Origin of the sequence: Micromonospora sp. NPDC005172 (assembly GCF_040608555.1) — a bacterium.
Taxonomy (GTDB): Bacteria; Actinomycetota; Actinomycetes; order Mycobacteriales; family Micromonosporaceae; genus Micromonospora.
The window spans coordinates 147,642-158,798 of the sequence record NZ_JBEXIL010000014.1; the positions used below are offsets into that span (position 1 = coordinate 147,642).

The 11,157-nt window shown below is 70.4% G+C and carries 8 protein-coding genes; 6 read left to right on the forward strand and 2 right to left on the reverse strand.

The window, feature by feature from the left end; translation table 11 throughout:
* Nucleotides 1–22: 22 nt before the first annotated feature.
* Nucleotides 23–319 (reverse strand): WXG100 family type VII secretion target, encoded by a 297-nt coding sequence (locus ABZV06_RS12860; protein WP_007457407.1) that lies wholly within the window; start codon nt 317–319, stop codon nt 23–25.
* Between the two features lie 232 nt (nt 320–551).
* On the opposite strand from ABZV06_RS12860, the gene ABZV06_RS12865 reads away from it, so the two are divergent.
* The 3 genes from ABZV06_RS12865 to ABZV06_RS12875 all read left to right on the forward strand — a co-directional run bounded on the left by ABZV06_RS12865 (nt 552) and on the right by ABZV06_RS12875 (nt 2,378).
* Complete coding sequence (locus tag ABZV06_RS12865) at nt 552–1,232, forward strand: hypothetical protein (protein ID WP_355621065.1); 681 nt, start codon at nt 552–554, stop codon at nt 1,230–1,232.
* A gap of 16 nt (nt 1,233–1,248) precedes the next feature.
* A complete protein-coding gene (locus ABZV06_RS12870; protein WP_355243838.1) occupies nt 1,249–1,683 on the forward strand; it encodes a DUF4333 domain-containing protein in 435 nt (144 codons plus the stop codon).
* Between the two features lie 179 nt (nt 1,684–1,862).
* Nucleotides 1,863–2,378, forward strand: a complete 516-nt coding sequence (locus tag ABZV06_RS12875) for a sigma-70 family RNA polymerase sigma factor (protein ID WP_355243835.1) — start codon at nt 1,863–1,865, stop codon at nt 2,376–2,378.
* A 20-nt stretch (nt 2,379–2,398) separates the two neighbouring features.
* Here the strand turns inward: ABZV06_RS12875 and ABZV06_RS12880 are convergent, their stop codons facing one another.
* Nucleotides 2,399–4,519, reverse strand: coding sequence for a glycogen debranching N-terminal domain-containing protein (locus ABZV06_RS12880; protein WP_355621068.1), 2,121 nt, complete (start codon nt 4,517–4,519; stop codon nt 2,399–2,401).
* Between the two features lie 419 nt (nt 4,520–4,938).
* Between ABZV06_RS12880 and ABZV06_RS12885 the strand changes: the two genes are divergently transcribed.
* The 3 genes from ABZV06_RS12885 to ABZV06_RS12895 form a co-directional block, all read left to right on the forward strand.
* Nucleotides 4,939–7,794 (forward strand): BTAD domain-containing putative transcriptional regulator, encoded by a 2,856-nt coding sequence (locus ABZV06_RS12885; protein ID WP_355621071.1) that lies wholly within the window; start codon nt 4,939–4,941, stop codon nt 7,792–7,794.
* A gap of 567 nt (nt 7,795–8,361) precedes the next feature.
* Nucleotides 8,362–9,693 (forward strand): cellulose binding domain-containing protein, encoded by a 1,332-nt coding sequence (locus ABZV06_RS12890; RefSeq protein WP_355243830.1) that lies wholly within the window; start codon nt 8,362–8,364, stop codon nt 9,691–9,693.
* A 499-nt stretch (nt 9,694–10,192) separates the two neighbouring features.
* Nucleotides 10,193–11,157, forward strand: a 965-nt coding sequence (locus ABZV06_RS12895) for a non-reducing end alpha-L-arabinofuranosidase family hydrolase (RefSeq protein ID WP_355621074.1), incomplete at its 3' end; no start/stop codon positions are given.

Below are 11,157 nucleotides of genomic sequence, written 5' to 3' on the forward strand. Positions count from 1 at the left end.
GCGGCCCCGACCGTTCGTTTCGTCAGCGGCTGAGGCTGGCGGCGGTCTGCGTGTCGGTCTCGGAGAAGGCGTCGCTGACCTGCGTGAGGTACTGGCTGATGCCTTCCATGCCGTGCAGGGTCTGGTCGACGCTGCCCTTGTACTCCTCGAAGTACGGCCCGAACTGCTGCTGCGCGCCCGGGGTGTTGTAGCCACCCTGGATCAGTGTGTCGATCTTGCTCTTGGCCTGGGTCATCCCGTCCAGCAGGGTCTGCATGTTCTGCTGCAGCCAGCTCGCGGACTCCTGGATGTCCTCGCTGACGATGTGGTAGGTGGCCATGTCGCCCTCCCGGTTTCTCGGTTTCCCGGGTCGGCGAGCCGGTCCCCTCGTGGACCGTCTTGCGCCGACGCCGCCACCCACACGGATGCTCACGCCATCCGGTTCAGCGCAAGTTCGAGTCGGACGCGGGCGTCCGTCGTGACGCGGTGGTGAACCGTTTCGGTACGACGTCCGTGTGGGTGCCGGACCTGTGCACGAGCCCGGTCCACACCGAGTACGAGGTGGAGCGAACATGGTGCAGAGAGCGCGGATCGCGATCGCGGTGATCGGCCTGGCGGCGCTGACCGCGTGCGGGGACTCCACGGGGGCGGGCGGCACCGCGACCGCGCCGACCCAGGGGGCGTCTCCGGTGGCATCCGTCAGCGCGAGCGCGGACCCGACCCCGCAGGTGATCGAGGTCAGCCCGGTGCCGCCACCGACCGTGGCGAAGACGCAGCGCCGCGTGCAGATCTACAGCGGGCCGTCCGACGTACCCGTCCCGGCCAGCCCGGACCGTGGTCAGGGCAACTCGGTGGTGCAGTTGCGGGCGACGGACCAGGCCGACATCGGCACGTACGTCGCGGACGGCCAGGGCAGGACGCTCTACCGCTTCGACAAGGACTCGGCGCGGCCGCCGAAGGCGACCTGCGCGGGCGACTGCGCGAAGACGTGGCCCCCGCTGCTCATCTCGTCACCCGGTCGGATCTACCCGGACGGCGTCGACCCCCAACTCGTCGGGTACGTCGAGCGGGCCGACGGCACCTGCCAGGTGACCATCGGCGGCTGGCCGGTCTACCGGTTCGCCAAGGACCTCGCGCCCGGTGACATCCGGGGCCAGGGAGTCGGTGGCACCTGGTTCGCGGTCGCTCCGACCGGCGAGAAGACGAAGCCGCTGCCGGAGGTCGTCGCCGTGCCGACCCCCACCACCCGCTGAGAGCGTGGAGCCGACGATGAACGACAGCCCTGCGGGCACCGGCGCGGGGACGGCCCTGCTGGCACCCCGTTGGAAGCCCGCGCCCCCGCCGCACTGGGGCCCGGCGGCGAACGCGCCGACGGCGAGTCGTTGGCGGCGACCGTCCCCGAAGCTCGTGGTGGCCGTCGCGGTCCCGCTCGTGCTCCTGGTTGTCGCGGGGACGGTCGTGGCCGTGACCCGACCCGACCTCCCGCGCCAGAAGGTCCTCGACACCGCCGCCCTGCAACGGCAGGTGCTGACCGTGCTCCGGGACGACTACGGGCTGAACGCGGACACCGTCGCGTGTCCGGTCGACCAGCCGGTCATCGAGGGACACCGGTTCACCTGCACGGCCGAGGTCGACGGGGCGACGGTCACGACCTGGGTGACGGTCCGGTCCACGGGTCAGCTCGACGTCGCACGCCCGAGGTGATCGGCCGGGGACTCGGGGTGCGCCGGGGCGCCGGCGCGGGCCGGTAAGAGTTCGTCACGACGTTGGTAACTGGCGGACCGTAGGGTCGGGGATCGGGTCGATCGTCGGTGCCGGTCGCAGGACGGTGTCGGCGGCGGGCCCGCTCGCACACCCGCTCGCTAAGGACCAGGCACCCGCCAATGACAACGGCTCACGAGACCTGCGCGGCGTCCGGTCGGACTCCCGCGCTGGACGAGTTGATGGCCGATCACACCCGGCCGCTGCTCACCTTCGTCGAGAAGCTCGTTGTGGACCACCACCTCGCCGAGGACATCGTGCAGGAGACGTTCATCCACGCCTGGCAGCATGGTGGCCGACTCCGCCTCAACGAGGTCCCGATCCGGGACTGGTTGATGACGGTGGCGCGTGATCTGGCCGTGACGTCGCTGCGGAAGGTCGCCGTCGGGCGTGAGCGACCCGCGCCGGAGGTCGACGTCGCCCAGCCGGACCACGCGGACGCCGCCGTCGCGGCCGCCGAGACGGTCTCCATGCTGCGGCGGTTGTCGGTCGAGCACCGCGCGGTGCTCCTGCACACCTACCTGGCGGGACGGACCACGCACCAGACGGCCCGCATACTCGGAGTCCCGGTCCGTACGGTGCGGTCCCGGCATCACGAGGCGCTGTCCAGCCTGCGGACGAGCTTCCTGACCGCCTGACCCGGTCGACCCGCCCGTCGTCAGGCCAGGGAGCGCAACCGCGAACCGGAGGCGTCCACGCTCCGTTTCGCGCCGTGCACGCTGAGCCCGGTCAGCCGGATGCCGCCCAGTTCCTCGGGGATGTGCGGGTCCGTGCCGAGGACGCCGTCGCTGACGTCGAGCCCGAGCATCGTCCGCAGGAAGAGCAGGGGCGCGCCGCTGGCCCACGCCTGGGGGTTGCAGGCGGTGGGGTACGGAACGGGTCGTCGTCCCAGCGAACGGTCGTACCCGGAGAACGCCTCGGGCAGGCGGTAGTCGAAGTGGGCCGCCGCCTCGAGCATCGCCATCGCGATGCGGTTGGCCTCGTCCCGGTGGCCGTACCGGGCAAGGCCGGCGGCGATGATCGAGTTGTCGTGTGGCCACACGGTGCCGAGGTGGTAGCCGATGGGGTTGTACCCGACGTCCACGGTCGCCAGGGTACGCACACCCCAGCCGGAGAACATCTCGTCGGACATCAGGTGCCGCGCCACCACGGCGGCCCGCTCGGGCGGAACGATCCCGCTCCACAGCAGGTGACCCATGTTCGAGGTCATCGAATCGATGGGCCGCTTCCCGGCGTCGAGCCCGATCGCGTAGTAGCCCCCGCGCTCCGGTAGCCAGTAGTCGCGGTTGAACCGCTCGCGCAGGTCGGCGGCCTCGGCCCGCAGTCGTCGTGCCAACGGGGCGTCGGCCCAGGGCCCGTCGGCGAGTTCCGCGGCGCGTAGCTTGGCGTCGTAGGTGTACCCCTGGATCTCGCAGGTGGCGACCGGCAGGTCGGGGAGCCTGCTGTCGGCGAACTGCACACCGTCCGGCGAATCGCGCCAGCACTGGTTGCGCATCCCGTTCGGAGAGCGGGTGGCGTACTCGACGTAACCGTCGCCGTCGCGATCTCCGAATTCGTCGATCCACCGCAGCGCTGCGTCGGCATTCGGTCGCAACTGCCGCACCAACGCGTCGTCGCCGGTCCACCGCCAGTACTCGGAGAGCAGGATGAGCCACAGCTGGGTGGTGTCGGCCGCGCCGAAGCAGGGGCCGTAGGGCTCGATGCCGAGCTGCGTCAGCTCACCCGAACGGAACTCGTGCAGGATCTTGCCGGGGTCCTGGTCGCTGAAGTCGTCGACGACGGTGCCCTGGTGCGCGGCGAGAGTCAGCAGTGCACCGCGCGCGACGTCCGGGCCGCAGGTGACGCTCTGGTACGCCGTGATCAGCGTGTCCCGCCCGAACACGGTCAGGAACCAGGGCATGCCGGCGGCCAGCAGGACGATCTCCTGGCCGTTGATCTCCTTGACGATGCGCATCGACACCAGGTCCGCGGCCGATTTGTGGTAGACGTTGCGCAACAGTTCCGAATCCGCGCTCAGGTGCGGTTTTCTCGCTACCCAGCGCGTCGCCGGGTCGTCGGCGTCGGCGTCGTGCGACTCGCCGAAGGCGCGGCTGCTGGGCTGGAACTCCCTACCCTGACAGGTCAGCAGGACGCGTAGCTCGCAACTCCAGGTGCCGCCCCGTTCCAGGCGCACGTCCCAGGCCAGTGAGTCGCCCTCGACCCGCTCGGCGGGCGGGTCGGCCTCGACCGTGGTGGCGACCGACCAGCGCGAGTTCTGGTAGGAGAAGCGCAGGGCGGAGCCGTCCGACTGGTGGTTCCGCCGGATGTCGGCCAGCCTGCTCGGACCCGACCTCTTGATCTCGAAGAGGTCGGCGAAGTCCGCGCCGACATCCAGCCGCAGACGTACGGAGACCGGCTCGGCGCCGAAGTACTGCAACACGACGCGCTCGTACATGCCGTCCCCGACGAAACGTTCCCGGCGTACGCCGAGCCCGTTCGCCCGTAGGTCCGGCAGTTCCGGGTTGGCGAGAAAGAAGGCCGCCGAGTAGGCATCGACGGTACTCGCGCTGAGCACCAGTGGAGCGAGTCCGCCCAGGGTCATCTCCCAGCGGCTGATATAGCGGGTGTCGTCGTGCACCAGTCCGGCGATGGAATCGTTTGGCACGTCGCCGACAGAATTGGACAACACGAAGGTCCGGCCCTCGAATATGCCAATGGAATCCGAGCCGAGTTCCGGCGGCATGTCGCGGTTGGCCCCGCCGTGGTGGCTCTCCTGCTGTTTCGTCGGCCGAGAATTCATGAACCCGCACCTCTTCCGTGGCAGGGGGCGGCCCCGCCGGACACGCTCGCAGTCTAGGACCCGAAAAGACGGCCTCGCTGCCGTTTGGCGCGGGATCACCGGCCTCGACGGGAGAAGGACGAACGGTGCCGGGACGTCATTATCCGACGTATTCCCCGCAGTGAGATATCTGTTGCCGCCGCCCCGGTCCGGCGTTTCGTCCCGTTCCGCCCTCGGCGACGAGCTCTGCCGGCGGGCCTCCCACGTAGACTGGGAGCGCGGGTGGTAGCCGATGGTGGCGACGGGTCAAGGCGAAACAGGAGATTGAATTGTCGAGTTCGGTCGATGTCCGCCATGGGCAAGACGGACCTCGGCCGACCGCCGCCGCGCTGCGTTTCGAGATCCTGGGTCCCCTGCGGCTGTGGCGCGACGGTGTCGAGGTGGACGTCGGCCCTCGTCAGCAGGGTCGTCTGCTGGCCCTGCTCCTCGCCCGCGCAGGGCGACCCGTCAGCGCCGCCGACCTCATCGAACTCGTCTGGGGCGAGGACGCCCCGGCCAGCGCCTCCAACGTCATCCACAAGTACGTCGGCGCGCTTCGGCGACTGATGGAACCCTCGCTTCCGCTGCGGGCGTCCGGCTCGTACCTGCGCCGGCACGGTGGTGGCTACCTCTTCGCGCCGGCACCCGGCTCGCTGGACCTGTTCAGCTTCCGCGAGCTCGTCGGCGCCGCGCGGGCGAGCCTCACGGCCGGCAATCGTCACGAGGCACTGGACCGCTACGTCCAGGCCCTGGGGCTGTGGCGCGGGCCGGCCGGTGACACGTACGCCCACGGCACCACCGCGATGTCGATCTTCGCTGCGCTTGATCGGGAATTCCTCGACCTCTGCGTGCCGGCGGCCGAACTCGCCATGTCACTGGGACGTCCGACGCACGTGTTGCGGCCCCTGCGGCTGGCCGCCACGATGGCGCCGTTCCACGAGCCGGTGCAGGCGAGTCTGATCGCCACGCTGGGTGCCGGTGGCCACCAGGCCGAGGCGCTGGAGTTGTACCGGTCCGTCCGCACCCGCCTCGCCGAGGAGCTGGGCATCGATCCGGGCGAGGCACTCCAGTCCGCGCACCGGCGGGTGCTGGCCGGGACGGCGACGACCTCGGAGGGGAACGGCCCGACCGGCGGCGGGACACGGCGGAGCGTCCGGTCGGGGCCGGTGCCGCTGGTACGACCGGCGCAGCTACCACCCGACCTGCCCGCCTTCGTCGGGCGTACCGCGGAGCTCTCGGCTCTCGCCGGCCTGCGCGCGGGGGCTGCCGACGCGCGAGGAACGGGTCCGCTGGTCGTCGCTCTGGACGGAATGGGCGGCGTGGGAAAGTCCACGCTGGCCGCGCACTTCGCCCACCTGGTCGCCGGGGGTTTCACCGACGGTCAGCTCTACCTCGACCTGCGCGCGGAGCAGCCCGAGACCGACGGCCTGTCCGCCCGGGACGCGCTCGGATCGCTGCTGTCGTCGCAGGGCTTCCACATGTCCAGCGTCCCGGAGACGCTCGCCGCGCGGGTCGGCATCTACCGGAGCCTCACCGCGGGCAGAAAGATGCTCCTACTCCTCGACAACGCGCGAGACGCCGCCCAGGTGCGCCCGTTGCTGCCCAACTCCCCGCAGTGCCTGGTCCTGGTGACCAGCCGGAGTCCGCTCGTCGATCTGGCGGTCCGCGACGGCGCACACCTGCTGCACCTCGACCCTCCGGACATGCCGACCGCCCGCAGGCTGGTCCAGCGCCGGCTGAACGACGCGCCGAACCGCGCCCTGGCGGGCAGCGCTCCGGTGTCCGATGCTCTCGACGAGATCATCGAGATGTGTGGCCGTCTACCCCTCGCGCTGGCGATCCTGGCGGGCCGGCTGAGCGCGCGTCCGCGACTCGCCCTGGAGGACGTGGCCGCCGAGCTCCGCGACGGCGCGCAACGACTCGCCGCCTTCTCCAACAATCACGGGGTATGCGATCCGCGTGCCGCCTTCGCCTGGTCGTACCGCCAGCTCAGCCCGGACGCGGCCCGGCTCTTCCGCCTGTCCTCCGCCGCCATGACGGCCGGCATCTCGGCCGAGGCGTTCGCCAGCATGTCCCAGACCCCGCCGGCCCAGACGCGCGCGATGGTGCGGGAACTTGCCGACGCGGCCATGCTCGACGAGGACGACAGGGGCCGGTTCACCTCGCACGTCCTGCTCAGGGCATACGCGCAGGAACTGTTCCTCGCCGAGGAGCCGGTGCGTGAGCGGGAGGCGGCGGTCAGCCGGCTCCTGCGGCACTACCTGCACAGCAGCTATCAGGCCGCGCTCCTGCTCGCGCCGATGAGCCCGGCGGTCGCGCCGGCCCCGGCCCCGGACGGTGTCGTCGCGGAACGACCGCCTTCCTACGACGCGGCGGTCCGCTGGTTCGACGACCACCGGGAGACCCTGTTCGAGGCGGTACGTCGCGCGGCCGAGGGCGCCTACGGCGTCCTGCCGTGGCAACTGGCGCTCACCACCTGGCCGTGGTTGCAGCTCACCGGGCGCTTCCACGACTGGCAGGACGTGATGCGGGTGGCACTTCGGGCCGCCCGCGACAGCGGGGACGAGGTCGGTGCGGCCCACGCCATGTGGGGCCTGGCCGACTCCTGCCACTACCTGGCCACCTACGACGAGGCGCTGGACCTGCTCACGGATGCGCGGAGGATCTTCGCGGAGCACGGCATGATCGCCGAGTTGGCCGGTGTCCATGGCGCGCTACAGCGGGTCCACAGTCAGCTCGGCCAGCACGACCGGGCGCTCGAGGAGAACGAGAGGGCGCTGTCCCTGTACCGTGCCGCGGGCATCGAGCACGGTGAGATCTGGGCATCCGTGGCCCGGGGGCACTCGCTCGTCCAGCTCGGTGCTCCCGGCGAGGCCATGGCATGCCTCGACGATGCGCTCGCCCGCAGCGAGAAGTCCGGACCGCAGACGGACGAGGCCGCGATCCGGACTCTGATCGGCGAGTGTCTCGCTCTGCTGGGGCACCAGCGCCAGGCTCGGGACCAGCTCGAGCAGGCGTTGCAGGCGGCCGTCGAGGCGCGGAGCCGGATCCGCGTCTTCGAGGCGTCGGTCCGGCTCTGTGGGACGTTCCTGGATCTCGACGACGTGCCCGGCGCCTGCCACGCCTGGCGGCAGGCCTGCGACGCCATGCACGCCATGCAGAACGGCGGGACCCGTTGCATGCGGGACATGGTGTGCGACCTGGGGGACAGGCTGCTCGGTGTCACCGACTACAGTCCTCGATCCGAGGCCAGGTAGACGGGACACCCGTTCGGGACGGCGGATGCGCCGCGCTCCGGCCAGCCCTCTGACCAGCGCTTTCGACCGATGATCACTGGGCCGCACCGCCCACTGTGGCCCGTTGCGCGGCACTCGGCCGGTTGAGCATGTTATCGATAACATGCTATGTTCCGGCGCGGGGAGCGAAGGGCACGCTCCCAGTCACCGCGGACAGTTGGCGCAGGCACGCCGAGGGCTCGCCTTCCCGCCGCCGCGCCGGTCGGTGACCAGTCCGGGCCGCTCCGCCACTGCCAGGCGACCGCGCGGTCGTCGGACGCCCCGGTCCGACTGCACCCCCCCGCATCCATGCCCCGTCGCGGACAACCCCGGCAGCGACGGTACGGCCCGTACGCCACCCGTGTACGCCGCACCGGCCGCCGAAGCACGCCGGCCCCGCAACGGAAGGACGTCCTGTCACGGCGCCTCGTCGGCCGACCCCTCGTTCCGCGTGTGCGGGGCGAGCACCCCCACCGGCACGAACCGGAGCTCGCCGACCGCCAGGCGAGGCGCATGTCGTACGCACGATCAACGGCAAGGAGTCGAGCAATGGTCAGACGGAGAAAACTACTGACATTCGTCGCGGCCGCGGCGGTACTCGTCGTGGCGACCGGCGGCGCGCTGAGCGCCGGGTTCCGCGGTGAGGCGGCGGCTGCCACGAACGGCACCCTCGCGGCGACCGCGGGCTGCGGCAAGGCACCCACTCTCACCAACGGGACGCGCACGATCACGAGCAGCGGTCAGAACCGCACCTACATCCTCCAGATCCCGAGCGGGTACGACAGGAACCGCCCGTACCGGCTGATCTTCGGCTTCCACTGGTTGAACGGGTCGGCCAGCAACGTCGCCTCGGCCGGCTACTACGGCCTCGCGCCGCTGTCGAACAACAGCACCATCTTCGTCGCGCCGCAGGGCATCAACGCCGGGTGGGCCAACACCAACGGGCGGGATCTGACCCTCTTCGACGACATCTCCCGACAGGTCGAGAACGACCTCTGTGTCGACACGACGCAGCGTTTCGCTCTGGGCTGGAGCTACGGCGGGGCCATGAGTTACGCGGTGGCCTGCGCCCGACCCAACGTCATCCGTGCGGTCACCGTCCTCTCCGGCGCGAACCTCAGCGGCTGTAACGGTGGTACCCAGCCCGTGGCGTACTTCGGTATCCACGGCATCTACGACAGCGTGCTGAACATCTCCCAGGGTCGGGCGTTGCGCGACACGTTCGTCAGGAACAACGGCTGCACCGCGCAGAGTCCCCGTGAGCCCAGTCGGGGCAGCCTGACCCACATCACCACCACCTACTCCGGCTGCCGTGCGGGATACCCCGTGCAGTGGGCGGCGTTCGACGGCGACCACACCCCGAGCCCGGTCGACGGGTCGTCCAGCCCCAACGATTCCCGGACCTGGACCTCGGGGGAGATCTGGCGGTTCTTCAGCCAGTTCCAGTCCACCACTCCGCCGACCACCCCGCCGCCGACCACGCCCCCGCCGACGACGCCTCCCCCGACGACGCCCCCGCCGACCACCCCGCCGCCGACGACGCCTCCGCCGACCACCCCGCCGCCGACCGGTGAGCCGGGCACCTGCGCCGCCACCTACCGGGCCGTCAACAGTTGGCCGGGTGGCTTCCAGGGCGAGGTCACCGTCACCAACAGCACCGCCAGCACGGTCGACGGCTGGACGGTACGGCTGACCCTGGCGAGCGGCCAGGCCATCAGCAGCCTCTGGAGCGGCACCAACACGGGCACCACCGGCGACGTCACCGTTCGCAACGCCGCCTACAACGGCACGCTCGCGCCGAACGGCTCGACGACCTTCGGGTTCACCGCCACCGGCGACGGCGCCACCCCGCCCAGCAACATCACCTGCACCAGCCCCTGAGTACCGATGCCCGGGTCCGAGGCCACCGGCTTCGGACCCGGGTGCGGTGGTTGGGCACCACCGCAGGGCGTACGCCGACGGCCGAATCGCCGCAAGCGCGCCCGAGGCATGGGGGTCGCGGACGATAGATGCGCCGACGTCGATGTCAGCGTCGGTCATCCCGCGTCGCCGGGCGCGTCGGTCCGACCGTGGGCACTGTGGATGACGCGGCTGGCAGGCGTGCGACCGGCGTCGATGGGCCGAGCGGGCCGCGACGGCCCCGTTTTACGCGGATGTTACGTCTTGACGAACAGCATGTTATCGCTCACAGTCGATGGGCAAGGGCGACGTCGGATGCGATACACCGCCGGCCGGCATCGTCGGCCGTGAATCAGGCGCACGTCCCCAGCATGCCGGGATCCTGTTAACGCGAACATTCCCGCCGTATGCGCCCGGTCCCGTGTCGCGAAGCGCCCAGCTTCGGGGTGGCCGTTCGGCTCCCCGGTGATTGAGGAGGATCATGTCTGCCATCGGTACGTCTCCGGCGATAGCACCGCCGTCACGGCGGCGAGGTTGGTTGGTACGAGCGGCAGCCGCCACTGTGACGGCGGCGGTGGTGGCTGGCGCCGCCGCGATGGCGGTGTCGTCGCCCGCCGCCGCGGCCACTGTCGACACGAGCGCGTGGTACGTGTTGGTGAACCGCAACAGTGGCAAGGCGTTGGACGTCTACAACCTGGCCACGAGCGACGGTGCGCGGATCACGCAGTGGACGCGTAACAACGGCAACCAGCAGCAGTGGCAGTTCGTGGACTCCGGCAGCGGCTACTACCGGGTCAAGTCGAGGTTGTCCGGCAAGGTGTTGGACGTTTCCGGCCGTTCGACGGCCAACGGCGGGGCGATCGTGCAGTGGTCCGACAACAACGGGACCAACCAGCAGTTCCGGCTCGCCGATTCGGACAGCGGTTATGTCCGGTTGATCAACCGCAACAGCAGCAAGGCGATGGAGGTGCAGGGCGCCTCGACGGCTGACGGCGGCAACATCGTGCAGTACGACGACTGGAACGGCACCAACCAGCAGTGGCAGCTCGTGCGCGTCGACGGTGGCGGTAACCCCACCACGCCACCCCCCACCACGCCACCCCCGGGTGGCACGTGTGACCTGCCGTCGTCGTACCGGTGGTCGTCGACCGGCGCCCTCGCGCAGCCGAAGTCGGGCTGGGTCTCGCTCAAGGACTTCACCGTCGCGCCCTACAACGGCCGGCAACTCGTCTACGCGACCACGCACAACACCGGCACGTCGTGGGGCTCGATGAACTTCGGCCTGTTCACCAACTGGTCCGAGATGGCCTCCGCCAGCCAGAACACCATGAACAACGCCACCGTCGCACCGACCCTGTTCTACTTCGCACCCCGCAACATCTGGGTCCTGGCCTACCAGTGGGGCGGCACCGCCTTCTCCTACCGCACCTCGACCGACCCCACCAA

What these genes read in the sequence shown, in the direction of transcription:
- ABZV06_RS12880 (WP_355621068.1), bottom strand. Translation starts at nt 4,519, where the DNA reads ATGAATTCTCGGCCGACGAAACAGCAGGAGAGCCACCACGGCGGGGCC.
- ABZV06_RS12865 (WP_355621065.1), top strand. Translation starts at nt 552, where the DNA reads ATGGTGCAGAGAGCGCGGATCGCGATCGCGGTGATCGGCCTGGCGGCG.
- ABZV06_RS12890 (WP_355243830.1), top strand. Translation starts at nt 8,362, where the DNA reads ATGGTCAGACGGAGAAAACTACTGACATTCGTCGCGGCCGCGGCGGTA.
- ABZV06_RS12860 (WP_007457407.1), bottom strand. Translation starts at nt 319, where the DNA reads ATGGCCACCTACCACATCGTCAGCGAGGACATCCAGGAGTCCGCGAGC.
- ABZV06_RS12875 (WP_355243835.1), top strand. Translation starts at nt 1,863, where the DNA reads ATGACAACGGCTCACGAGACCTGCGCGGCGTCCGGTCGGACTCCCGCG.
- ABZV06_RS12870 (WP_355243838.1), top strand. Translation starts at nt 1,249, where the DNA reads ATGAACGACAGCCCTGCGGGCACCGGCGCGGGGACGGCCCTGCTGGCA.